The organism is Delftia sp. 60 (assembly GCF_002754395.1).
Lineage (GTDB): Bacteria > Pseudomonadota > Gammaproteobacteria > Burkholderiales > Burkholderiaceae_C > Comamonas > Comamonas acidovorans.
The window spans coordinates 3,314,508-3,336,850 of record NZ_PEFD01000001.1; the positions used below are offsets into that span (position 1 = coordinate 3,314,508).

The following is a 22,343-nucleotide window of genomic DNA, read 5'->3' on the forward strand; positions in this document are numbered from 1 at the left end:
CTTTGGCGCGGCCTATTCGTTCACGGGTTGCGCGCGCCGCAGCAGCTGTGCGTGCAGCGGACCCAGGCGCGCTTCGATGCGCTGGCGTTCGCTTTCGCCAAAGACGGCCGCTTTGTCCCGCCCGTCAGGCTCGAAGCGCTGGTCCAGCGCCTTGGCATGCTGGCGAAGGCGTGCGGCGATGCGCTGGCGCGCCGCCTCGCCTGCATGCAGGTCGAAGCGCCGGGCTATCTGCTCCATGGCTTCGGCATCCAGCTGGCGATAGTGCAGCACAGGAACGCCCTGGCTTTCGTGCAGATCCCGCATCCGCTCCATCATTGCCTGCAGCACGCGCATGCGGTGGTCGAGCACGGAGACAAAGGGTTGGTTACCACTGCCGCAACAGAAAACCGGACCGGCGCCAGCCAGCGACGGGTCGCCCGACATGTGCCGGCCGGCCTGCCTGTGGTGTGAGGCCAGGATCTCCACAGGATCGCGGACCAGCATCAGGCCGGGCACCTCGGGGTAGAGATCGTGCAGCAGCTCCCACTGGAAAATGTCCCAGGCATTCCACTTGACCACCAGGTTGCGACGCCCCGGCACGGCCGCGGTGATGGCCGACACCAGGCCGGCAATGCCATCGCGCTTTTGCGCCCGGTCCAGCGAGCTGTCCAGCAGCAACTCGGTGAACACAGGTGGCTCCGACAGGACCAGCGTGCCGTCCAGTTCGGAAAGGCAGCCCGAGACCAGGGTGGAGCCGCAGCGCGAGAGGTGGAAGATGAAGCCGGCAGGCGGATGGCCCCCGGGCCTGGGAAGGGATTCCGCGCACAGGCCGGCCAGCGGCGTGCGCGGCCGGATGAACTGGTTCAGCAGCCTGCGCTGCAGGCAGCGGCTGATGTACTCGTCATGAAACGGCTCGGTGGCAGCGCCGTCCGGCAGGCACCAAAGAATGCTGCGCGTGCGTGCCTCATACCTGTGTGGCAGCCAGCCACCGGCCAGCAGTGCGGCAGTTGGCACGGCGGCCGCCTGGTTCAACTGCTGCAGCGCCTGCATGAGGCGACCATCGTTCCAGGCGGGAAGACACCACAGCAGGCGCAGCTGCACCAGTAGCGACTCCATGCTCCTGGCCTGCTGGAACAGGGTGTGCTGCCGGGGGCTTGCGATCAGTTCGGCAAAGGCCGCCTGCAGCTCATGCATGGGCGTGTCCCTTGCCGATGCTGTCTGCCAGCCAGGCGTTGGCAAGGCAGTCGATGACCAGGTGGGTGCGGTCCCGGGTGCCCCGGTTCACCACTTCATGCGTGGCATCGGCATTGAAATACCAGAGCTCCCCTGCGGCCATGGGGATCGTGCGGCCTTCCACGATGAACTGCACATCGGGATGTGTGTGCACGGGCACATGCAGCCGAGCCTGGCCATGCGCCAGGCCCAGCCCACGGTCGCGATGGGGCTTGATGGATGAGCCGGCCTTCAGCTGCATCAGGCGCACAGAGCGCAGCGGGCACTGCAGTTGCTCCAGCACCTGGCGTATGGCGGGGCAGTGTTGCAGCAGGGGCAGGTCCTCCCAATCCTCCTCGGGTTCCTCGATGGAGAAGCTCTGGAGAATGGGGTGGGCCGCCACATGCTGGCGCTGGCAGCGCAGCGGCATCACACGCCATACGCCTTCGTAGCCGCCGTGGTTCACGTGGTCGCACCATGGCGAGGACAGCAGCGCATCCACCTCGTCGCGCAGCGCCTGCAGCGCAACCCTGGCATCAAGCCGCGCAAACAGGGGCGTGCCGGCACAGGCGTCTTCATGCGCGCAGGGCAGGGCGGGCCTGGCATTCATTGCAGCGCCTTGGCCAGTGGCAGGGGGCAGGTCATCAGCGGCGCCATGCCCTGGACGGGCGTGCCCGGCGCAGTCAGCAACGCCTGCAGGCGCGAAACACATGCGGCCACGCTGAGCTGGTCCGTGCGCAGGGTCAGCTCCGCTGCCACAGGAGGTTCATAGGGCGAGTCGATTCCGGTGAAATGACGCAGTTCGCCGCGGCGCGCTTTTCTGTACAGGCCCTTGGGATCCCGCCGCTCGGCAACGGACAGGGGAACATCCACGAACACCTCCAGGAAGTCACCCTTGTCGAACAAGGCCCTGACAGTGTCGCGCTCGCTACGGAAAGGGGAAATGAAGGCCGCGATCACGATCGTGCCCGCATCCACGAAAAGCCGGGCAACCTCCGAGACCCTGCGGATGTTCTCCGCGCGGTCTTCTTCGGAAAAGCCCAGATCGCGGTTCAGCCGGCTGCGGATGTTGTCTCCGTCCAGCACATAGGTACGCCGGCCCGCCGCGTGCAGATGCGCCTGCAGCGCATTGGCGATGGTCGATTTGCCGGATCCCGAAAGTCCGGTCAGCCATATCGCAACGGCTTTATGACCATGGAGTATCTCCCGGTCTTGCCTTGAAACGGAAGACAGTTGGTCATGTATGTCAGGCGGCGGATTCTGGCCGGAAAACAGCATGGATTCAATACGGGAAGGAAAGGCCTGGAGTGGATGCTGAGCGCATCAGGTAGGCGGGAATATCGATGGATTGTAAGAAGTTTTCAAGAAGAAATTGCTGAAGCGGTTTTTCGTTGTGTGGCCGGATTCAAGCGCTTCCATTGGTCATTTATTTTCTTCTTCAGAGGGGAATGACGTACAAAAGATGTGCTTTTGGTGATCATCAGTAAATGCTTATATTTTTCATGATTCTTGATAATTCATTTGCAATAGTCGTTGATTATGTCGATTGAGCATGCTGCTGTTGGTTTTTGGTGAGTGATTGATTTCTTGTTATCAATAGCATTGTGCGGATCAAGAATGTAAGGCAGAAAAATCTGAGTCTGATGCGAATGGTTGGAAAACCTGTTCAATGCATATGCGCGACATATCACTGAAACCAGGTACTGACTGCAGATTCCAGATGTCCGGCGCCCGGCGCTGTCCCGCATGCCTGAAGGGGGGAGGGGGCTGCTCGGGGCTGAATTTGAAAGTGAGAGGCTGCGCGGTTCCGGCGCAGAGGGAAGGCGCCGCCTCCAGGCGAAGCACCGATCAGCCGTTGGTGGTTAGGCGGCTCGTTGAGCTTGCCTGATCTCTGACGGGCAACTGCCGGTGATCTCGCTTGCCGGTGATCTCCGGATTGATACTTAATGTCCAAGCATGTATAGACAACTACAGTCAGCCCTATCAAGGAGATGCATATGGACCGAGGCAGGCTGTTCCGGGGTTGGTACATCGTGGGCGCTGTCCATGTGCTGCTGGCGCTGATTGTGGGTCGGTATTGCTGCCGTGACAGGGGGCAGCCTGGCGGGGCTGCTGTTCGATCTGTCGGGCAGCTACACATCGTTCATCCTGCTGGCGGGCGGCAGCGCCGTACTGTCGGCCCTCGCGGTGCGGATGGCGGCGCGCGCAGGAGGCGCGAAGCCACAAGCATGACCCAACGAAAAAGCCCCAGACTCTTGCGAACCAGGGGCTTCTTGTTTGGTGCCGGAGAAAGGAACCGAATAGCTGTGTTGGTATGTGCTTGTCTTGCATAAAGTCATACAAATCAACAATTTATGATCGTTTCAAAGAGCGGCATGTGCAGCTGAAATACATGTTTGCACAACGTTTGTCCCCAATTTTCGCCACTTTTCCCCCATGGCGAAGCCCAAGAAAACTGCCTCCGGCACCTACCGAGTACAGATCGACGTGAAGGGGGTGACCGAGGAGCAGTTGCAGCACGTGGCCGAGCAGCTGCCTCGCAAGAGCCGCGGCCGACTCGACATGGTTGGCGCCCGCGTTGCCGAGTGCCGGTGACAGATGAAGCGCCGCATGCAGATCCTGTGCAGCCTGCCGCAGTACAGCCGCCTGGTGGACACGCACGCCGGCTTCATGCCCTGGGTGCTGGCGCAGGGCATGAAGAATGCCCGCGCCAAGCTGACCGACGTGCTGCTGTGGTTGTGCGACCGCAAGTGCCCAGGCTGTGGCGGCGTCAAGCTGGGCAAGATGGCGATCTGCGAGACCTGCAAGGGCTTTGGCACCCGTGAAGTGCCGCACGAAGCCGAGGGCATGCTGATCTCCGAGCACATTGGCGAGCATGTGGACCGCGCCCGCTGCGGCACCATCGCCGCGCTGAAGCTGATGAAGGGCCTGAAGGTGGTTGCAGCCCAGGCGGTGAGTCTGGCAAGACATTGAAGCGACGGGGAAACATCACACGCCCCTAAAGATGGCTAGCCCGCTGGCAATGCCCGCGGGCTTTGTTTTTCCGGGTACAGAGCGAATGAATGTTGCGAAGGCGGGAGAGCGCCTTCCCTTACGCCGCGCCGGCTGAGTGGACCACAGGTGCGAGTGAGCAGCAGGGAGTACAACGAAGGTGAGGCGAGGTGCTTCTATCTTCCTCATCTCTGGGGAGAGTGCCATGACTTCATCGATTTCGCTTAAGTACCTGCTGGGACGGCCTGTTGACCCGGATCTTGCTGAGCAGGCCGTTCAGGGGCATGGTGTGCCCTCGCAAGATCCTGATCCCTCCGCACAGATTCGGATGACCAAAGAGGAGTCATCCCGGGAATCAAAATCAACCATGGTGGCCGGCTTCATGATGCTTGGCGCAGTGATGGGTGCGGGAGTCGGTGCCGTAGCTGCTGGCCCTGCAGGCATTTTTGTTGGCGGCGCCCTTGGAGGCTTGATAGGCGCTGGAGCTGGAGAGGCAGCGGGTATGGCGACAGTAGCGCGTGAGGCCTGAAGGCGTCCTACCTGCCATAAATTCTTCTTGATACGCTTCGTATCCCTCCCCTGCTGGCTTAGTCCAGCAGTTACCTACCCTGGCTTGCCTTGGTAGGTTTTTTTTGCAGTGACCCCGCTGAAGCTGCCTGGTCAGTTGCGGTCAAGCTGGGCGAGGTAGTGGCAGATATCAATCCGCGCGTCATACACCGCAGACAACCAATTTCCCGCTATCGGATGAGAGCCGGAGGTTGGCTTCAGGTGCAGAGCTGCCTCATTGACTGCAGGGGAAAAAAATGCAGCAACTGCGCAAGCTGGGTCCTTCCCGGCGCGACGCGTGGCAGCGGCATCGGCCTTGAGATCTCTTTTGAGCGCGATGTATTGGTCCCTGATCTGCTCGACCCGTGCGGTGACCGTTTTGTTGTCGCCGATTGCGCGCAACAGTAGCGTGCAACGCTCCTCGTAGCTGCGTAGCCGCAGCCGGATGGCGTTTGTATCGGCGTGGTCGAATGGCTCGGTCATCGGACCAGTCTATAGAGAACGTTAAGTGACTCATCCCAGACCGGGGGGAGTACACATGTTCGCTCAGTGGTTGCGTCACCTTTGGGTGGCTTTGTTGTTTCCGCCGCCACCAGACGCATCCATGCAAAGCATGGATGGCATTGGAGATGCGAGGCTTGCGAGTGTGCAACGGCACTCGCCGCCAAATCGCTCAGCTCTCTGCTACGTCAATGAGCAGGGAAAGGTAGTTGTCAAGAGCGCGTTCGGTTGTCGCGAGCTCCAACTCTGGGCCGCCGGCAGAAGTTCCGATGCGGATGGCGTCTCGGTCAATCAGAAGCGCCTCATGAGCGTAGGCCGCTTGCTCAGGTGTGATGGTCTCAATCAGCCGCACCACGACAGTGGCCAGCGCGCTCAGTTCACCGGCGAGCACATCCATACGTTCATTGTTCAAAAATTTATCCCAGTAGGTTTAAAGATGCATCTTAACTGGCGGCCATAGGCAGGCGGCCTCCTTATGTCCAAGCTCCAGACATTGAAGAGTACGCTGCCCGTGCTGGACAACCGCCGCGTGCAGACGATGCAGGCCGGCAGCTGGCGCACCAGCGACCAGACGGCAGCGCAGCGGGGCTACGGCTACAAGTGGCAGAAGGCGCGCGAGCAGTTCCTGCGCGAGCACCCGCTGTGCCTCACGTGCTAGGTGCAGGGCAGGTCGAGGCGGCCACGGTTGTTGACCACATCACCCCGCATCGCGGGGACCAGTCGCTGTTCTGGCGGCGCAGTAACTGGCAGCCCTTGTGCGCCATGGCCGGATTCCAGAAAGGACTGACCGATGCACTCGCCAACTTCTAGGCCACGGGCCAGCGCAACCAGGCCGCGCAGCAGGATTTTGACCGCAGCCTGCGGGAGCTGCGCACTGCTACTGCAGGCATGCGGGGCGACTTTGTCGGCCTCCCCGAGCACATCGCTGGAGCTGCCCAGCCCGCCTTCGCTCAGTACGCCTCAACCTGCACAGCCGTACTCCAAGAGTTGGCAGACCGAGGTGGACGGATGGCAGAGCGCGGTGCAGGCATCGCGCGAGCGGCTGATGGCCACGCCGCTGACGCCGCGCTGATGTGGGATGCGTGGCCGACCGTCTCGCGCTGACCGGCGTTTGTTCCTGCTGCTCGTGCGGTAGTGGACCGCTCATGGCCAGGAGCGGTCTCTCGTCTAGCCAGCTCCGTCGAGTGCCCCGCTGACAAAGGGTTCAATCGTCTGCCGGCGCAGAAGGACCATAGCTAGCTCTGCTTCATGCCTTGTGAAGAACGGAACGGGCGGACTTGACCCCCTGATGTCAACCTCTGTCAGATGCCAAGCCCCGGCGCTTTCGGTCAGCTGAATTCCCCAGTCGCCAAACTCCTTTGGCAAACCCTCCGACTCGATGTAGCGCAACACCTGGTCCGCTGTGACGGGAAGCTCTCTCCGGAACCGCTGAGCGATCAATCCCTCCGGCAGCTTCTTAAGTTCAGATAACCCGATGACTTCTCCAAGCAAGAACTTCGCGCGGCCCTGCAGCACCGCAGCTACCCGCTCGTTCGCTGAGACCTCGGAAGCCGCGCGATATGACTCAGCGCTGTAGCTCTCGCCGGCAAGCTCGTTCAATGTTGGTTTTCGCCGTATGCCGAGAATTGATTTGATAGTCACGCGGATTCGACCCAGGTAGTTGTGGCTAGAAAGCATCATCGTTCCGGCGCTCTGAGCGTCCGCTTCGGTGCTTCCCGAACTTCAGCAACGGGTCGGCCTGCGACAGTCGAGCCGCCCTGGTCGAGATCGACCGCCGCGAGGGCTACGAGGCGCGGCTGCTGGCCGCACTTACAGCCTGCGTGCGACCCCTGATGACGCGTCTAGTCTCAAAGCAGAAGTAAGTGCAGTAAATTATCTGACAACTTCAAAGAATCTGATTGGCAGCGGCTCTCTTGATTTATTTGGCTTTGCGTCGGAGTAACAGCGACAAAAAGGCGATCATCGAAGATAAAGCGACTAATCCAAGTTCACCAATGGTTGGTACTGCAGTGATTGTCGGTTTAGGAGAAGTTATGTTTGTAAGGGTGACATTGCCAGTCGCTGTTCCGCCTCGGCCATCAGAAATCTCATACTGAAATGAGATAGGATCTGTAGTATTGCCAGAGGGGGAAAAGGTGATTTCTCCTACTGCCGATACTCCGATGCTTCCGCCTGTTATCAAAATGTTTGATGGAGTACCACGAGTAATTGGATTTCCATTAATGCTGATGATTTGCAAAGTATCCGAATCTGCGTCGGTATCGTTCGCCAAAATATTTAGTATGGTGGGCGAGTTAGGTATAGAGTATTTGTCCGGATTGGCTATCGGCAGATTGTTCTGAATTTTTGGATTGGTATAAGTCTGGAAGTTGTAGAAGCCGACAACTTCACCCGTTGAATCAAGGCCCACCCAGCGAATCTCTTTTATGAAAAGACCGGCCGCAATATCAGAAGGAGACAAAGTCACTCCGAATTTCTGAGGTGGGGCATCAAAAGCGTTTGTGGCATCAGAAACTATTGCGCTCGTTCCATCGCTTGCAAAAATTTGAAGATTAGATCTCTCAAATAAATCGTTCCAATCGACGAAATCGAAGCTGAAAGCAGCAGTTGCTGAGTTGGCTAGTTTAAAGGAGATGCCATTCTCCGTGTTCAATGCGGCAAATATTCCTGGAACTGCTGGTGCGAGGGGGTTCCAAAATAGACACTCCTCCGAATAATTTGATGTCCCTGATCCGGAATTTAATGCATGACAATATTTTGAAGGAGACCAAGCAGTGCTTGTATTGGGGCCGTAGGCTTCTACAGTGAAGCCATTCCAAATATCCGGATTTCCTGCGCTTCCTATGGGCTTCAGGTTTACAGAGGTGCTGAAATCTTCGTGGGTGGAGAATGTCCCTGAACCAATGGCAGACAGGAAACCGGCTTGGTCGTCGATGAAGGTTGAAAATGTCGCCGCCTGGCTGCTCGTGACCCAAGAAAAAATCACCAGAAAGGCCAATTCTTTTAGTGTCGGTATTCCAAAACGCATGTTGATCGTCCATAGAGGGAATTTATAAAGACGGGGAGCGTGATGGAAATCATTCTTATTATCAATAAGGGTTTTTGTGAAAGTTTGTCAAGAGGATTTTGGGGGCACTTAGCCTTTGCCCACTACTAGCTAGCGGTATGTAAGAGGCCGAGAGCAGGTTCAAACAATCCAGCAACGATTAACGAAAAAGCGTCTCGGTACATGATTTTTAAGGGTTAATACCTACATCTAAATTCCCTGTAGTTGTTGTGAGAAATGGATGCAACATGGATTTTTGTGTTAATTGCAGGTCAGTTTTGGGTGACAGCTCTTGCAGTGCCGAAGTTGGATTTGCAACGCAGGATGACTTTATAAAAAAATGTTAATTTTTGGCATGAGATGTTACTTTTCGATAGCTGTAGGGCATGATGAGAATTGCCTATCGATAACGCAAAACTGAGCATTTTGCTTAAGCAAAACAGGATGGGTTTGTTTCCAAGCGGATGCTTGTTTCGTAAGCTTGCGAATTCCGCTCTGTGAAGTCCTGTATAGCTATTCAAGAGGCTCTCGGCATGGGTAATAGATATAGCTCTCCCGATATTTCTGATATTGACGAACTCTATCCGCTGCAAGGACCTGCCCCTAAAAAGGGGTGGGGTGTATATATAGTTCCATTGGCATGCGGTCCATATATTAAAGCATGTGAATGCTTAGAAGTTGGGCAATGGGGGTTGATTCCAACAACGTCGCTAAGCAGGCGTCCTTTAAATTTGGATGGTTCCCCTATGTCAACGGAAAAAGCGTTCAGAGAAACGTTGAGCAATGATTACGTCTTTGGCCCGTCTTGGCATGCGGGTCGAAGGTGTCTTATCCCAGTGAGCAGCTGGATCGAGAATTACTCTGGGTTATCTGGTCGCAGTATTAACTGGATGTTCCGACGTTCCGATGGAAAGCCTGCAATGTTGGCGGGGCTGTATAGTGAATGGATCGATCCGGTGAGCGGAGAAAAGGTGCCGAACTATACGGTGATCACACAAGATGCCAGCGCGCACCCAATTCTTTCTCTCATGCATAGGCCTGGCAGAGAAAAGAGGTGTGTGATAGTTCTGGAGCGCCAAGACTGGGATGCTTGGCTGCATTGCACTCCGTCCCAAGCAGATTCATTGATTAAGTTGCCCATGATGGGTGCGTTGATGAGCGGGGCAGAAAACCCAGACGAAGAAGCTCTGTTGCCTCTTGAGCAGTTGCGCGCATTAAAGGCCGGCGGTTAATTTGGTGTTTGCTATCCAATCGTGTGGTAATTTATCAAGTTTTTCTCATGTGGAAATCAGCAATAAGTTAGGCTTGATAATCTTGTTGAAAATGGTGAGAGCATGGAATTAAATATTTATGAGATTCTGCTATTCATTGCAATACAATTAATTTGCTTCTCATTTTTCATGATTGTATTCTGGACATACTGTATTGTTATGAAGAAAAAAATAGCAGAATCTTTTAATATCTTAGCTTTTTCCTTTGGAGTTGCGATTTCTGTCGTTGATGCAAAACTTATCACACCGTAGCGGATTTCTATTGAAATTGCCGGACCGCATCTCGTCAAGATTTGCTGCGCATATTTTTTGTTAAAAGACTGAGTGGGAAGATAAAGATCACTCCGCGTCCGGTATCAGGAGCTTATGCAAGGCCGTCAAGCCATGATCTACACGCTGCACATAGATATGCAGGTTTCCGGTTGCTATACGGACCGGATCTTGCATGGAAATGTCGAGCTCTTCGAGTTCCAGGCGGCAACTCTCTCCGGTGCAATCCGAGATGGTTGCTCCGTTGGCAACTTGCTGCGACTAGAGGGATTCCACATCTGGTACGGCCATGTCTCCATCGGCACCACGTCGCTCTATGCCATGCGCCACGACGCCGAGACGCTGGCGCAGCGGCTAGTGAGCCTGCATTCGCAGTTCTATGGGTAGGGGGAGCGCAGCCCGCGAACTGTCTTGGTCGGATCTGAAATCCGAGCAAGTTGAAGGCACTTGGTGTGCTGGTGAGGGTACGGAGAGGCCTGAGGAAGAAGCGCCGCTGCGGGCGAGCCAGCTGCAAGCGCCATCGGCTGAACAGGTGGCTTGAGCTGCCGAGGCTCAGGCATGCTTTGGCCGCTGCAAAACAAAAAGGGAAATTGAGTTTCCCCAATTTCCCCCAGAATCCTTGCGGAACCCGCATGGATGCTATGTTTTGGTGCCGGAGAAAGGAATCGAACCCTCGACCTTCTCATTACGAATGAGCTGCTCTACCAACTGAGCTACACCGGCGACAGACAAAAATTATAACGGCAAATTCATGCCTCGGAATGGTACTGCGTCACTTTTTCGACTTCGTTCTTCGAGCCGAGGATGACGCTCACACGTTCGTGCAACTGCGTGGGCTGGATGTCGAGGATGCGCTGCTTGCCGTTGGTGGCGGCGCCGCCGGCCTGCTCTATGAGCCAGGACATGGGGTTGGCTTCGTACATCAGGCGCAGCTTGCCGGGCTTGTTGGGCTCGCGGCGGTCCCAGGGGTACATGAAGATGCCGCCGCGGGTCATGATGCGGTGCACGTCGGCCACCATGGAGGCGATCCAGCGCATGTTGAAGTCCTTGCCGCGCGGGCCTTCCACGCCGGCCAGGCATTCGTCCACGTAGCGCTTGACGGGCGTATCCCAGTGGCGCATGTTGGACATGTTGATGGCGAATTCCTTGGTGTCTTCGGGGATGCGGATGTTTTCCTGCACCAGCACGAAGGAGCCTTGCTCGCGGTCCAGCGTGAACATGGACACGCCGTCGCCCACGGTCAGCACCAGGGTGGTCTGGGGGCCGTAGATACAGTAGCCGGCCGCGACCTGCTGGGTGCCGGGCTGCATGAAGTCCTGCTCGGTCACGCCGGGGTGGCCTTCGGGCTTCTTGAGCACGCTGAAGATGGTGCCGATGGAGACATTGACGTCGATGTTGGACGAGCCGTCCAGCGGGTCGAACATCAGCAGGTATTCGCCGTGCGGGTAGCGGTTGGGCACCAGGTAGATGCCTTCCATTTCCTCGGAGGCCATGGCTGCCAGGTGGCCGCCCCATTCGTTGGCCTCGATCAGCACCTCGTTGGCGATGATGTCCAGCTTCTTCTGGACTTCGCCCTGCACGTTCTCGCTGCCGGCCGTGCCCAGCACGTCGCCGATGGCGCCCTTGTTGACGGATTGGCTGATGCGCTTGCAAGCACGGGCCACGACTTCCAGCAGCAGGCGCAGCTGGCCGGGGATGAGGCCGTCCACGCGTTGCTGCTCGACCAGGTAGCGGGTCAGGCTGACGTTTTTCTTCATGGGTTCAACTCCTAAAAATCCGGGAGGCGCGGCCTGGGCCGCGCCTTGGGTCAATCCGCGAGGGCGCGGGTGACGACTTCACGCACGTCGTTGCTCAGTTCAGCGCGGGCCGCCACGCGGGCGACGGCCTCGCGTGCGGCCGTGCGGTAGGGCTCTGCCAGCTTGCTCCAGCGGTCCAGGGCGCGCGCCAGGCGGGCGGCGACCTGGGGGTTGATGGCGTCCAGCTCGATGACGCGCTCGCTCCAGAACACATAGCCCGCCGCGTCGGCGCGGTGGAAGGCGCCGGGGTTGGCGCTGCAGTAGCTGAAGATCAGGCTGCGCGCGCGGTTGGGGTTCTTGATCTGGAAGTCGGGGTGCTTCATCAGCTGCTTGACGGCCGGCAGCACGTTGCCGCCACGGTCGCAGGCGCCGCCTTGCAGCGCGAACCACTTGTCCAGGACCAGCGCATCGTGCTGGAACAGCTTGTGAAAGCGTGCCAGGGCCTGGGCGGCCAGCGGGTGGCCGCTTTGCACCAGTGCCGTCAGGGCGCTCATGCGGTCGGTCATGTTGCCGGCGTCCTTGAAGCGCTGCAGCGCCTTGCCGGGCCAGACGCTGTCGCCCGAGACGCGTGCGGCCAGGCACAGCATGGACAGGGCCAGGCCTGCCAGCGCACGGCGGCCGGAGCTGACGGGGTCGGGGCGGTAGGCGCCGGTGTCGCTGTGCTCTTGCCAGGCTTGCTGCCAGTCGGCCTGCAGCTCGGTCGCCAGTTGCTGGCGCATGGCTTCACGCACGGCGTGCACGCGCTGCGGATCGACCACGGCCAGTTGCTCGGCGATGTAGCTTTCGCCGGGCAGGGCCAGCATCAGCTCCTTGAAGGCCGCATCCAGCTGGGGATGGCGCAGCACGCCGCGCATGGCCTCGATGAAGGAGGCCGGCAGCAGGGCGGCCGTGATCTGGCCGCTGGCATCTGCCGTGATGGAGGTGTCGCCAATGGCCTGCAGCGCGATGCGCAGGCCCAGGCGCTGGCCGGCTTCCCAGCGGTTGAAGGCGTCGCTGTCATGGGCCAGCAGGGTCAGCAAGGCGGCATCGCTGTCGCTGTGCTGCAGCACCACGGGCGCGCTGAAGCCGCGCAGCAGCGAGGGCACGGGCTCCTGGTCCACGTCGGTGAAGACGAAGCTGTGGCTGGGCTCGGACAGCACGAGCAGGCGGCTGTCGCCCGCTGCCGCCTGGTCCTCGCCCTGCAGGCGCAGGGTCAGCGCGCGGCCGTCCTGGCCCAGCAGGCCCATCTGCACGGGGATGACGAAGGGCAGCTTCTCTGCCTGGCCCGGCGTGGGCGCGCAGCTTTGGCTCAGGGTCAGCGTGTAGGTGCGTGCGGCGGCGTCGTAGCTGCCTTCGGCGTGCAGCTGGGGCGTGCCGGCCTGGCTGTACCAGCGCTTGAACTGGTCCAGGCGCTGGGCCAGCTCGCTGCCGGGGTTGGCGTCGGCCATGGCCTGGGCGAAGTCGTCGCAGGTGACGGCGTGGCCGTCATGGCGCTCGAAGTACAGCTTCATGCCCTTGGCAAAGCCTTCTCGGCCCACCAGGTTGTGCTGCATGCGCACGACCTCGGCACCCTTTTCGTAGATGGTGACGGTGTAGAAGTTGTTGATCTCGATGTAGCTGTCGGGCCGCACCGGGTGGGCCATGGGGCCCGCATCTTCGGGGAACTGGGCGGTGCGCAGCACGCGCACGTCCTCGATGCGCTTGACGGCGCGTGCCGAGGGGCTGCCCGCCATGTCCATGCTGAATTCCTGGTCGCGGAAGACGGTCAGGCCTTCCTTGAGCGACAGCTGGAACCAGTCGCGGCAGGTGACGCGGTTGCCGGTCCAGTTGTGGAAGTACTCGTGGCCGACGACGGACTCGATGTTGGCGTAGTCGGTGTCGGTGGCCGTGGACTGGCTGGCCAGGACGTACTTGGTATTGAAGACGTTCAGGCCCTTGTTCTCCATGGCGCCCATGTTGAAGTCGCTGGTGGCGACGATCATGAAGCGGTCCAGGTCCAGGGACAGGCCGAAGCGGGCCTCGTCCCAGGCCACGCTGGCCATGAGGGAGTTCATGGCGTGCTCGGTCTTCTCCAGGTCGCCGGGGCGCACGAAGACCTGCAGCAGGTGGTCGCGGCCTGCGCGGCTCTTGATCTTTTGCTCGCGCGCAACCAGATTGCCGGCCACCAGGGCGAACAGGTAGCTGGGCTTTCTGTGCGGATCGGCCCACTTGGCGAAGTGGCGGCCGTCTTCCAGCGCGCCTTGCTCGACCAGGTTGCCGTTGGACAGCAGCACCGGGTACGCGGTCTTGTCGGCGCGCAGCGTCACGGTATACATGGCCATCACATCGGGACGGTCCAGGAAATAGGTGATGCGGCGGAAACCCTCGGCCTCGCACTGGGTGAAGAACGTGCCCTGGCTCACATACAGGCCCATGAGCTTGGTGTTCTTGGCGGGCGCGCAGGTGGTGAAGATTTCCAGATCGACGGGATCGCCGCCCTCGGGCAGGTTCTCCAGCACGAGCTGGTCGCCGTCCATCTTGAACGAGGTGCCGCCGCCGTTGACCAGCACGCGCGCAAGGTTCAGTTCATCGCCGTCCAGGCGCAGCGGCTGCGCCGGCACCTCGGTGTTGCGGCGCACGCGCATCTTGTTGAGCACGCGGGTCTTGGCCGGATCGAGATCGAAGGTCAGGTCCACGGTGTCGATCCACCAGGCAGGAGCCTGGTAGTCGGCGCGGTGGATGGCGGTGGCAGGGGCCTGCCCGTCACGCAGTTGCAGCATACAGATTCCTTCCTATGCCAATATCAGGGGACAGAGTTCAAGCCCCTGTGCGGCCGGTGCCGCCCAGGGGCTTGAAATCAGAGGCCTTGCTTGAGCGAGGCTTCGATGAAAGCGTCGAGGTCGCCGTCCAGCACCTTCTGGGTGGCCGAGATTTCGACGTTGGTGCGCAAATCCTTGATGCGGCTGTTGTCCAGCACGTACGAGCGGATCTGGTGGCCCCAGCCCACATCGGTCTTGGTGTCCTCCAGCTTTTGCTGCTCCACCATGCGCTTTTGCATCTCGTGCTCATAGAGCTTGGAGCGCAGGCGCTGCCATGCCACGTCGCGGTTGCTGTGCTGGCTGCGGCCGTCCTGGCATTGCACGACGATGCCGGTGGGCATGTGCGTCAGGCGCACGGCCGAGTCGGTCTTGTTGATGTGCTGGCCGCCCGCGCCCGATGCGCGGTAGGTGTCGGTGCGCACGTCCGAGGGGTTGATCTCGATCTGGATCGAGTCGTCGATCTCGGGGTAGACGAACAGCGAGGCAAAGCTGGTGTGGCGGCCGCCCGAGCTGTCGAAGGGCGACTTGCGCACCAGGCGGTGCACGCCGGTTTCGGTGCGCAGCAGGCCGTAGGCGTACTCGCCTTCGATGTGGATGGTCGCGCTCTTGATGCCGGCGATGTCGCCCGGCGTCTCTTCCTCGACCGTGGCCTTGAAGCCCTTGCGCTCGGCGTACTTCAGGTACTGGCGCAGCAGCATGCCGGCCCAGTCGCAGGCCTCGGTGCCGCCGGCGCCGGCCTGGATGTCCACGAAGCAGTTCAGCGGATCGGCTTCCTTGCCGAACATGCGGCGGAACTCCAGCTCCTCGATCAGCGGCTGCAGCTTGGCGGTCTCGCCCTCGATGGTGAGCAGGCCGGTCTCATCGCCTTCTTCCTTGCTCATCTCGAACAGCTCGGCGTTGTCGGCCAGCTCGGTGGTGAGCTTTTGCAGCGTCAGCACGACGCCGTCGAGCAGCTTCTTTTCCTTGCCCAGCTCCTGGGCCTTCTTGGGGTCGTTCCAGACGCTGGGATCTTCCAGCGAGGCATTTACCGTGCGCAGTCGTTCGTACTTTGCATCGTAGTCAAAGATACCTCCGGAGATCTGCCGCACGCTGCGACAGATCTTCGAGGGTGTTGCCGATGAGGTTGATGCGTTCTGCTTCCATGATGTGTTCCGTTCTTCTGATGAATGTGTTCTTGGCCGAATCGCCGATTTTCTCATGCTGGGGCATCGTGCCGGGGCAAGCGCCCGCCGCGCGGGTCTGGAGGCGCGCTGCCGTGTGACGATGGCTTTCAAAACAAGGGCTTGCAGCGGCCGATCATGGCAGATTTGAAGGGCTTGGCCATGGCAATGCACAGGTTGCAGCGTGGACCCTGGCGTGATCTGGCTGCAGACCTCCCGGAAAAAAGGCCCGGCCAGCAGGAGCTGGTCGGGCCTTGGCAGGCATGTCCGCCCCCGGCGGGGCGGGCGAAAACCTGGTTCAGAAGGTTTCCCAATCGTCGTCGGAAGCCGTGCTGGCCGCCTTGGCCTTGGCTTTGGCCGATGCCGTCACGGCGGGCCGGGCCGGCTGTGCTGGCTGGGCCGGGCGCGCGGCGCCAGCCGGAGCAGAGGGGGCACCGGTTGCAGAAGGCAGGGCGGCCGAAGCACGTGCGGGCACCGCGCGTTTGGGCGCGGAAGGCGCCAGATGCGGACGGGGCGCCGTCGGCGCGTGGCGGGGCGCTGCCACGGCAGCGGCGTGGTTGACGCCACGGCTGTTGCCCAGCATGCCGGTGGACGGCGAAAGCTTGAACACGCTGACCACTTCGGCCAGCGCCTTGGCCTGGGCCTGCAGTGCGCCGGTGGCCGCCGCCGATTCCTCCACCAGGGCCGCGTTCTGCTGGGTCATCTGGTCCATCTGCGTGACGGCCTGGTTGACCTGCTCGATACCGGCCGTCTGCTCATGGCTGGCGGCCGAGATCTCGCCCATGATGTCGGTCACGCGGCGCACGCTGGCCACGATCTCCTCCATGGTCTTGCCGGCCGAGTCGACCTGGGCGCTGCCTTCCTCTACCTTGCCCACCGAGTCGTCGATGAGCTGCTTGATCTCCTTGGCGGCGGCGGCCGATCGCTGGGCCAGGGTGCGCACTTCCGAGGCGACGACGGCAAAGCCGCGTCCCTGGTCACCGGCACGGGCCGCTTCCACGGCGGCATTCAGCGCCAGGATGTTGGTCTGGAAGGCGATGGAGTCGATGACGCCGATGATGTCCACGATCTTGCGCGAGGCATCGTTGATGGCGGACATGGTCTGCACCACCTGGGCCACGGCCGAGCCGCCGCGCACGGCGACCTGGGAGGCGGCGGCGGCCAGCTGGTTGGCCTGCTGGGCGTTGGCGCCGTTTTGCTTGACGGTGGAGGTCAGCTCCTCCATGGAGGCGGCGGTCTGCTCCAGCGAGCTGGCCTGTTCCTCGGTGCGTGCCGACAGGTCCTGGTTGCCCGAGGCGATCTGGCCGCTGGCCGTGGCGATGGAGTCCGTGCCCTGGCGCACCTGGCCGACGATGCGCTGCAGGCTCTCGTTCATGTGCTGCAGGGCCTGCAGCAGCTGGCCGGTCTCGTCCTTGCCATGCACCTCGATGCGGCTGCCCAGGTCGCCGGCGGCCACGGCCTGTGCCAGGCTCACGGCCTGCTGCAGGGGGCGTGCCACGCTGCGGGCGATCAGCAGCGCCATGCCCAGGCCGAAGAGGACGGCCCCCGCCAGCAGGGCGATCACCCACCAGCGCGCGGCGGTGAAGATGTCGTCGCCTGCCTGGTTGGCATCCTCGATGCCCTGGGCGTTGATCTTGAGCAGTTCGTCCAGCTTGGTGTTGATGGCACGGCTGGTCTTGACCGAATCGCCGCGCAGCACCTCGGACGCCTCGTCGGTGCGCAGGGCGTGGGACAGGTCCACGATCTTTGCCGTGTGCTGCGCGTACTGGCCCAGGTCGTCCTTGATGCCGGCCATCAGCTCGCGCTCACGCGCGGTGTTGGCATAGCGCTCGAAGGCCTGCTGGTTCTTGAGCAGCTCGGACCACAGCGCCGGCATGCTCTTGTCGTAGACGGCCATTTCATCCATCGAGGTGGCCAGCACATGCTGCATGGTCTGCGAGCGGTAGCGCTGCAGTTGGTAGCGCATCTCCATGATCACGCGCTCGGCGGGCATCCAGTGGTGCGCCAGGTCGGTGGCCGTGCGGTTGACACGGTCCAGCTGGACCACGGAGAACAGGCCCAGGCCGGCGGTCAGCAGCAGCAGGGCGATGAAAGAGGCCAGCAGCTTGTGGGCCAGCTTCAGATTGCGGAAAAACATCATGGTGGGGAGTGCCGTACGGCGAGAAGCGAAAGCGGGTGAGCGGCGGTGGCTGCGAATCGAGGGGATGCGGTGGCGATCGGGGGCGATCAGCGGGACCGACACTCGGCCCCGCCATGCCGCAGTTATCGGTCACTTGCCGGCGAGGCTTAGGGAAAAATAGGTCCAGTCCGAATATTTATTGCGGATTGTTACTTTTGTCGGCCAAGGTCTCCGCGCGCATGGCCTGGTCCGTTCACATACCCGCTCACATGCCCGTTCACACGTCCGTCGCCACGCCGGCTTGCAGGCTCGATGCCTGCAGCCACCGCTCCAGATCCGCTGCCGGCAGCGGGCGCGAGAACAGATAGCCCTGCGCGACCGGATAGCCCTGTTCGCGCAGGATGGTGTTCTGCGCCGCCGTCTCCACTCCCTCGGCCACCACGGTCAGGTGCAGGCTGCGGCCTATGCCCAGGATGGCGTTGCTCAGGGCCTGGGCGGCTTCGTCGTTTTCCAGGTCGGCCACGAAGCTGCGGTCCAGCTTGAGCTCGCTGACCGGCAGGCGGCGCAGGTAGCTGAGGCTGGAGTAGCCCGTGCCGAAGTCGTCCATGGACAGGCGCACGCCCTGGGAATGCACGGCCTGCAGCGTGCGCATGGTGCCCGGGTTGGTGTCCAGCAGCAGGCTTTCGGTGATCTCCAGCGTGAGGTCCTGCGGCTTGAGCGCGTTGTGCTCCAGCGTGTCGGCAATCATGCGCGGCAGGTCCAGGTTGTGAAAGCTCGTGGGCGAGAGGTTGACCGACATGGCCGGCACGTCAATGCCCCGGCTGCGCCACTCGCCCAGCTGGCGGCAGGCCTCGCGCAGTGCCCAGGTGCCCAGCTCGCCGATCAGGCCGCATTCCTCGGCCAGCGGAATGAAGCGTGCGGGCGAGATCTCGCCGAATTCCGCATGGCTCCAGCGCGCCAGGGCCTCCACGCCGTAGAGGCGCCCGTCCTTCAGGTCGAGCTGGGGCTGGTAGTGCAGTCGCAGGCCGCCGCTGCGCAGGGCGTCGCGCAGCGCCGTCTCCAGCACCAGCCGCTCCTGCGCCAGGCGGTTCATCTCGGGGCTGAAGAAGCTGTAGAGCCCGCGCCCGCCCGATTTGGCCTGGTACATGGCCATGTCGGCGCGGTGCAGCAGCGTCTCCATGTCGCGCCCGTCGGCGGGAAACACGGCAATGCCGCAACTGGCCGTGCTGGCCAGGGACACGTCGTCGATCATGCAGGGCTCGCCAAGTGCCGACTGCAGCCGCTCTATCACCTCGGCTGCCTGCGCACCGCCGCAGTGTGGCAGCACGATGACGAATTCATCGCCCGACAGGCGCCCGGCAATGTCGCCCGTGCGCAGCTCCGCCTGGATGCGCTGGGCCACGCTGCACAGCAGCCGGTCGCCGGCCGGGTGGCCCAGCGAATCGTTGACCTGCTTGAAACGGTCCAGGTCGATGAAGACCACGGCCAGCTCGTGGCCCTCGTGCGAAGCCACGGACAGCGCCTGCTCGGCCTGGGCCAGCAGCAGGCTGCGGTTGGGCAGGGTGGTCAGCCCGTCGTAGAAGGCCAGCTGTCGGATGCGGCGGCGTGCCTGCTCGCGCTCCAGCGCCAGCGCGCACAGGTCGGTGCAGGCCTCCACCAGCCGCTGGTGGAAGGGATCGGGGCCGGGCCGGTCGAAATGGCGGTAGTAGAAGGCAAAGGTGCCGGCCACGCCGCCCTGCAGCCCGCAGATGGGCGTGGACCAGCAGGCCGTATACCCCAGCGGCAGGATGAGGTGCTTGAAGTCGGCCCACAACGGATCGGTGGCGATGTCGCCCACCAGCACGGGCCGGTTGTGGAAGGCCGCCGCGCCGCAGGAGCCGACATTGGGGCCGATGGGCACGCCGTCCAGCGCCGCCGAATAGGAGGCCGGCAGGCTGGGCGCGGCCAGCGGATGCAGGCGGTTCTGGTCATCGACTTCCAGCACCGACACCGCGATATCGGGCGCAATGCGCTCGACCTCGCGGCAGACCAGGTCCAGCACCTCGGTCAGCGGCTGGTCGCGCGCCATGGCCTCCAGGGCGCGCCGCTGCAGCACCTCGTGCATCTTGGCCTCGGTGATGTCGGTGATCACGGTCACCGTGGTGTGGAGGCGGCCGTCGGGGCCCATGACGGGATTGGCCTGGGCGCTGACCCAATACCGCTCGCCGTCCTTGCCGACGAGGATCTCCTCGCGGTACACCGGCTTGCCTGCGTCCAGTTCGGCGCGGTAGGCGGCCGTGAATTCGGGTGAGGCATGGGGCACCAGCAGGGCGATGGGCGCACGGCCCACAACCTCTTCGCTGCTCCAGCCGAACATGCGGGTGAAGCCTGCGTTGACATAGGAGATGGTCCAGTTGCCGTCGGCGATCACCACGGCCGCGTCGGTGGCATCGGCCACCAGGGACAGGCGCCGCAAATGCTCCTGCCTTCTGCGGTCGGCCTGCACCCGGGTCGTGATGTCGGTGGCAATGCACAGCACATGGCTGAGCGCGCCCCGGGTATCCAGCACGGGGGCATAGGTGGCCTCGAGCCAGCAGGTGCTGCCGTCGCGGCGGCGGTGTTCGCCCACGCGCGAAATCGTCTCGCCCGCGCCCCAGCGCTGGCGCCACCGGCCGTAGGCGTCGGGATCGGCATGTGCCTGGGTGCACAGGTCACTGTGCAGCAGGCCCTCGGCGCCCGCGGTGGGGTAGCCAAGAATGGCTTCGTAATTGGCGTTGGCGCGCATCAGCCGGCCTTCGGGCGTGAACTCCGCCAGCGCCATGGCCTTGTCCAGCGTGCTCCACAGCGCCTGCTGCCCTGCCGTGCCTGCTACCCGCGTTTCGAACATGGTTCGCTCTCCTGATGGATGCTGAGCTGATGATGGTTGTTTCTAAATGATACCGATCCGGCGCAGCAGCTGAATGTCCAGCCACACCTGATCGCACTTGCTCCCTCTGTTCGCCCATGGATGGTCCGCCTGATGGCACTCTTAGGCAAGTGCTGCCGCTGGTTACAATGATTTGAGAATGATTCTTGTTTGATGGTGTATCCCGCCTTCAAGCCATCGGGTCCTACCATGCCATCCGCCCCAGCCTCCAGCGCCGCCTCCAGCCCCTTGCACCGCGAAATCTCCGCCCTCTACGCTGGCCACCACAGCTGGCTGCAGGGCTGGCTGCGCCGCCGACTTGGCAATGCCTGCGACGCGGCCGACCTGGCGCAGGACACCTTCATCCGCCTGCTCACCGCGCCTGCGGGCGACTTGCCCGCCCTGCGCGAGCCACGCGCCTACCTGGCCACGGTGGCGCGGCGCCTGCTGATCAACCACCTGCGCCGCCAGTCGCTGGAGCAGGCCTGGCTGCAGGCCCTGGCCGCGCTGCCAGCGCCGCAGGCGCCGTCGCCCGAGCAGCAATTGCTCATCCTGCAGGCGCTGCAGGAGGTCGATGCCATGCTCGACGGCCTGCCGCCCAAGGTGCGCGCGGTCTTCATCCTGTCCCAGGTCGAGGGGCTGACCTATGCGGCCATTGCCGAGCAACTGGGCATGGGCCTGCGTTCGGTCAAGCGCTACATGGCCCAGGCCATGGCCGAGTGCATCCTGCTGTCGGCATGAACGCCGTGGACTCCCGGGCCGCAGCGCCGCTGTCGCGCGAAATCGCCTTGCAGGCCGCCGAATGGTTTGTGCTGCTGCACTCGGGCGAGGCCAGCGAGGCCGACCACCGCGCCTTCGAGGCCTGGCGCACCCGTGCCGATGTCCATGAGCAGGCCTGGCTGCGCGCCCTGGCCGTGAGCCAGCGCGCGGGCAGCCTGCCGCCCGCACTGGGGGCACCGGCCCTGGGCCGCAAGCAGCGCCGCCTGGGCGCCATGGGCCGCCGCGATACCGTGCGCGCGCTGGCCCTGCTGATCACGGCCGCCCCCGTGGGCTGGCTCGCCTGGCGCGCCACGCCCTGGCTGCAGTGGACCTCCACCCATGCCACGGCCACGGGCGAGCGCCGCGAATGGACGCTGGCCGATGGCAGCCGTCTTGTGCTCGATACGGGCAGTGCCGTCGATGTGTTGTTTGACGAGGCGCTGCGCCGTGTCCACCTGAGTGAGGGCGCCGTCTTCATAGAGACCGCGCCCGACCCGCAGTCCCGGCATCGGCCCTTCGTGGTCACCACAGGGCAGGGCAGGGTGCGCGCCCTGGGCACGCGCTTTGTCGTGCGCAGTGTCCGGGAGCGCAGCGAGGTGGCCGTGCTGCAGGGCGCCGTGCAGATCACCACCCGTGGCGGCGCCGTGCAGCAGCTGCAGGCAGGCCAGCAACTGTGGTTTGACGCCATGGGCATAGGCCGTGCCGAGCCTGCGGACGCCAGCGCCGCCCAATGGGCGCGCGGCCTGCTGGCCGCAGACAACATGCGGTTGGCCGACTTTGTGGCCGAGCTGTCGCGCTACCGCTCCGGCTGGCTGCACTGCGATCCGTCTGTGGCGGATTTGCGCGTCACCGGCGCCTTTCAACTGGGCGATGCCGATACCGGCACGGACGCCGTGCTCGCCAACCTCGTGCACCTGCTGCCCGTGCAGGTCCACTACCGCACGCGCTACTGGGTGACGGTGGCGGCGCGCGGTACACCACCGGCTTGAAATTTCTTTCGGAATCTGGCCCCTTTCTGCGGCAGGCCGTGTC

The 22,343-nt window shown here is 62.3% G+C and carries 21 protein-coding genes and 1 tRNA gene; 9 read left to right on the forward strand and 13 right to left on the reverse strand.

Annotated elements, in window-relative coordinates:
* Positions 1-12 precede the first annotated feature (12 nt).
* The 3 genes from CLV01_RS15030 to cysC are packed head-to-tail and all read right to left on the reverse strand — an operon-like array spanning position 13 to position 2,469.
* Complete coding sequence (locus CLV01_RS15030; protein WP_099733942.1) at positions 13-1,173, reverse strand: sulfotransferase family protein; 1,161 nt, start codon at positions 1,171-1,173, stop codon at positions 13-15.
* The gene (locus CLV01_RS15035) at positions 1,166-1,801 is read right to left on the reverse strand and encodes an aspartyl/asparaginyl beta-hydroxylase domain-containing protein (protein ID WP_099733941.1); all 636 of its coding nucleotides are present in this window, start codon (positions 1,799-1,801) and stop codon (positions 1,166-1,168) included. The genes CLV01_RS15030 and CLV01_RS15035 overlap by 8 nt, the downstream gene beginning before the upstream one ends.
* Positions 1,798-2,469, reverse strand: a complete 672-nt coding sequence (cysC, locus tag CLV01_RS15040; protein WP_099733940.1) for an adenylyl-sulfate kinase — start codon at positions 2,467-2,469, stop codon at positions 1,798-1,800. The genes CLV01_RS15035 and cysC overlap by 4 nt, the downstream gene beginning before the upstream one ends.
* A gap of 1,158 nt (positions 2,470-3,627) precedes the next feature.
* Between cysC and CLV01_RS29565 the strand changes: the two genes are divergently transcribed.
* From CLV01_RS29565 to CLV01_RS28730, 3 genes are all read left to right on the forward strand, one after another.
* Positions 3,628-3,786, forward strand: a complete 159-nt coding sequence (locus CLV01_RS29565) for a hypothetical protein (RefSeq protein ID WP_257221309.1) — start codon at positions 3,628-3,630, stop codon at positions 3,784-3,786.
* Between the two features lie 15 nt (positions 3,787-3,801).
* On the forward strand, positions 3,802-4,164 hold the full coding sequence (locus tag CLV01_RS15050; protein ID WP_257221310.1) for a hypothetical protein: 363 nt from the start codon (positions 3,802-3,804) through the stop codon (positions 4,162-4,164).
* A gap of 223 nt (positions 4,165-4,387) precedes the next feature.
* Positions 4,388-4,711: a bacteriocin gene (locus CLV01_RS28730; RefSeq protein WP_143290065.1), complete on the forward strand. Its 324-nt coding sequence runs from the start codon at positions 4,388-4,390 to the stop codon at positions 4,709-4,711.
* 131 nt (positions 4,712-4,842) lie between these two features.
* On the opposite strand, the gene CLV01_RS15055 is transcribed toward CLV01_RS28730, so the two are convergent.
* Positions 4,843-5,211 (reverse strand): hypothetical protein, encoded by a 369-nt coding sequence (locus CLV01_RS15055; RefSeq protein ID WP_071955357.1) that lies wholly within the window; start codon positions 5,209-5,211, stop codon positions 4,843-4,845.
* A gap of 190 nt (positions 5,212-5,401) precedes the next feature.
* Positions 5,402-5,626 (reverse strand): hypothetical protein, encoded by a 225-nt coding sequence (locus CLV01_RS15060; protein ID WP_099733939.1) that lies wholly within the window; start codon positions 5,624-5,626, stop codon positions 5,402-5,404.
* Between the two features lie 78 nt (positions 5,627-5,704).
* On the opposite strand from CLV01_RS15060, the gene CLV01_RS29830 reads away from it, so the two are divergent.
* Both CLV01_RS29830 and CLV01_RS29140 read left to right on the forward strand, forming a co-directional pair.
* On the forward strand, positions 5,705-5,887 hold the full coding sequence (locus CLV01_RS29830) for a hypothetical protein (RefSeq protein WP_306563447.1): 183 nt from the start codon (positions 5,705-5,707) through the stop codon (positions 5,885-5,887).
* A 243-nt stretch (positions 5,888-6,130) separates the two neighbouring features.
* Positions 6,131-6,301, forward strand: a complete 171-nt coding sequence (locus CLV01_RS29140; protein ID WP_180288399.1) for a hypothetical protein — start codon at positions 6,131-6,133, stop codon at positions 6,299-6,301.
* A 95-nt stretch (positions 6,302-6,396) separates the two neighbouring features.
* Here CLV01_RS29140 and CLV01_RS15075 read toward each other — a convergent pair whose 3' ends face one another.
* The gene (locus tag CLV01_RS15075) at positions 6,397-6,906 is read right to left on the reverse strand and encodes a hypothetical protein (protein ID WP_143290064.1); all 510 of its coding nucleotides are present in this window, start codon (positions 6,904-6,906) and stop codon (positions 6,397-6,399) included.
* Positions 6,907-7,147: 241 nt separating this feature from the next.
* Positions 7,148-8,257: an Ig-like domain-containing protein gene (locus CLV01_RS28735; protein ID WP_143290063.1), complete on the reverse strand. Its 1,110-nt coding sequence runs from the start codon at positions 8,255-8,257 to the stop codon at positions 7,148-7,150.
* A gap of 551 nt (positions 8,258-8,808) precedes the next feature.
* Between CLV01_RS28735 and CLV01_RS15080 the strand changes: the two genes are divergently transcribed.
* Both CLV01_RS15080 and CLV01_RS15085 read left to right on the forward strand, forming a co-directional pair.
* On the forward strand, positions 8,809-9,507 hold the full coding sequence (locus tag CLV01_RS15080; protein WP_099733937.1) for an SOS response-associated peptidase family protein: 699 nt from the start codon (positions 8,809-8,811) through the stop codon (positions 9,505-9,507).
* A 423-nt stretch (positions 9,508-9,930) separates the two neighbouring features.
* Positions 9,931-10,203: a hypothetical protein gene (locus tag CLV01_RS15085; RefSeq protein WP_099733936.1), complete on the forward strand. Its 273-nt coding sequence runs from the start codon at positions 9,931-9,933 to the stop codon at positions 10,201-10,203.
* Positions 10,204-10,463: 260 nt separating this feature from the next.
* Here the strand turns inward: CLV01_RS15085 and CLV01_RS15090 are convergent.
* The 6 genes from CLV01_RS15090 to CLV01_RS15115 all read right to left on the reverse strand — a co-directional run bounded on the left by CLV01_RS15090 (position 10,464) and on the right by CLV01_RS15115 (position 20,534).
* Positions 10,464-10,539, reverse strand: a tRNA-Thr gene (locus CLV01_RS15090).
* A gap of 26 nt (positions 10,540-10,565) precedes the next feature.
* Entirely contained in the window at positions 10,566-11,573 is a 1,008-nt protein-coding gene (locus CLV01_RS15095) for a class 1 fructose-bisphosphatase (protein ID WP_013802818.1), read from the reverse strand.
* Positions 11,574-11,623: 50 nt separating this feature from the next.
* Positions 11,624-14,350 (reverse strand): aminopeptidase N, encoded by a 2,727-nt coding sequence (gene pepN / locus CLV01_RS15100; RefSeq protein ID WP_099733935.1) that lies wholly within the window; start codon positions 14,348-14,350, stop codon positions 11,624-11,626.
* Between the two features lie 77 nt (positions 14,351-14,427).
* Positions 14,428-15,532, reverse strand: a protein-coding gene (gene prfB, locus CLV01_RS15105) for a peptide chain release factor 2 (protein WP_013802816.1) whose coding sequence is annotated in 2 segments (ribosomal slippage) — positions 14,428-15,450 and positions 15,452-15,532 — 1,104 coding nt in all. Because the reading frame shifts where the segments join, the coding sequence is not laid out codon by codon here.
* Between the two features lie 315 nt (positions 15,533-15,847).
* The gene (locus CLV01_RS15110; protein ID WP_099733934.1) at positions 15,848-17,689 is read right to left on the reverse strand and encodes a methyl-accepting chemotaxis protein; all 1,842 of its coding nucleotides are present in this window, start codon (positions 17,687-17,689) and stop codon (positions 15,848-15,850) included.
* A 256-nt stretch (positions 17,690-17,945) separates the two neighbouring features.
* On the reverse strand, positions 17,946-20,534 hold the full coding sequence (locus tag CLV01_RS15115) for a sensor domain-containing protein (RefSeq protein ID WP_099733933.1): 2,589 nt from the start codon (positions 20,532-20,534) through the stop codon (positions 17,946-17,948).
* A 228-nt stretch (positions 20,535-20,762) separates the two neighbouring features.
* Between CLV01_RS15115 and CLV01_RS15120 the strand changes: the two genes are divergently transcribed.
* Positions 20,763-21,293: a sigma-70 family RNA polymerase sigma factor gene (locus tag CLV01_RS15120; protein ID WP_099735141.1), complete on the forward strand. Its 531-nt coding sequence runs from the start codon at positions 20,763-20,765 to the stop codon at positions 21,291-21,293.
* Positions 21,290-22,300, forward strand: a complete 1,011-nt coding sequence (locus tag CLV01_RS15125) for a FecR domain-containing protein (RefSeq protein WP_099733932.1) — start codon at positions 21,290-21,292, stop codon at positions 22,298-22,300. Before CLV01_RS15120 ends, CLV01_RS15125 begins: the two co-directional genes overlap by 4 nt.
* The last annotated feature ends 43 nt before the right edge of the window (positions 22,301-22,343 follow it).

What these genes read in the sequence shown, in the direction of transcription:
- CLV01_RS15085 (WP_099733936.1), top strand. Translation starts at nt 9,931, where the DNA reads ATGATCTACACGCTGCACATAGATATGCAGGTTTCCGGTTGCTATACG.
- CLV01_RS15095 (WP_013802818.1), bottom strand. Translation starts at nt 11,573, where the DNA reads ATGAAGAAAAACGTCAGCCTGACCCGCTACCTGGTCGAGCAGCAACGC.
- CLV01_RS15075 (WP_143290064.1), bottom strand. Translation starts at nt 6,906, where the DNA reads ATGCTTTCTAGCCACAACTACCTGGGTCGAATCCGCGTGACTATCAAA.
- CLV01_RS15080 (WP_099733937.1), top strand. Translation starts at nt 8,809, where the DNA reads ATGGGTAATAGATATAGCTCTCCCGATATTTCTGATATTGACGAACTC.
- cysC (WP_099733940.1), bottom strand. Translation starts at nt 2,469, where the DNA reads ATGCTGTTTTCCGGCCAGAATCCGCCGCCTGACATACATGACCAACTG.
- CLV01_RS15050 (WP_257221310.1), top strand. Translation starts at nt 3,802, where the DNA reads ATGCAGATCCTGTGCAGCCTGCCGCAGTACAGCCGCCTGGTGGACACG.
- CLV01_RS15115 (WP_099733933.1), bottom strand. Translation starts at nt 20,534, where the DNA reads ATGTTCGAAACGCGGGTAGCAGGCACGGCAGGGCAGCAGGCGCTGTGG.
- CLV01_RS28735 (WP_143290063.1), bottom strand. Translation starts at nt 8,257, where the DNA reads ATGCGTTTTGGAATACCGACACTAAAAGAATTGGCCTTTCTGGTGATT.
- pepN (WP_099733935.1), bottom strand. Translation starts at nt 14,350, where the DNA reads ATGCTGCAACTGCGTGACGGGCAGGCCCCTGCCACCGCCATCCACCGC.
- CLV01_RS15055 (WP_071955357.1), bottom strand. Translation starts at nt 5,211, where the DNA reads ATGACCGAGCCATTCGACCACGCCGATACAAACGCCATCCGGCTGCGG.
- CLV01_RS15110 (WP_099733934.1), bottom strand. Translation starts at nt 17,689, where the DNA reads ATGATGTTTTTCCGCAATCTGAAGCTGGCCCACAAGCTGCTGGCCTCT.
- CLV01_RS29565 (WP_257221309.1), top strand. Translation starts at nt 3,628, where the DNA reads ATGGCGAAGCCCAAGAAAACTGCCTCCGGCACCTACCGAGTACAGATC.
- CLV01_RS15125 (WP_099733932.1), top strand. Translation starts at nt 21,290, where the DNA reads ATGAACGCCGTGGACTCCCGGGCCGCAGCGCCGCTGTCGCGCGAAATC.
- CLV01_RS15035 (WP_099733941.1), bottom strand. Translation starts at nt 1,801, where the DNA reads ATGAATGCCAGGCCCGCCCTGCCCTGCGCGCATGAAGACGCCTGTGCC.
- CLV01_RS15060 (WP_099733939.1), bottom strand. Translation starts at nt 5,626, where the DNA reads ATGGATGTGCTCGCCGGTGAACTGAGCGCGCTGGCCACTGTCGTGGTG.
- CLV01_RS28730 (WP_143290065.1), top strand. Translation starts at nt 4,388, where the DNA reads ATGACTTCATCGATTTCGCTTAAGTACCTGCTGGGACGGCCTGTTGAC.
- CLV01_RS15030 (WP_099733942.1), bottom strand. Translation starts at nt 1,173, where the DNA reads ATGCATGAGCTGCAGGCGGCCTTTGCCGAACTGATCGCAAGCCCCCGG.
- CLV01_RS15120 (WP_099735141.1), top strand. Translation starts at nt 20,763, where the DNA reads ATGCCATCCGCCCCAGCCTCCAGCGCCGCCTCCAGCCCCTTGCACCGC.
- CLV01_RS29830 (WP_306563447.1), top strand. Translation starts at nt 5,705, where the DNA reads ATGTCCAAGCTCCAGACATTGAAGAGTACGCTGCCCGTGCTGGACAAC.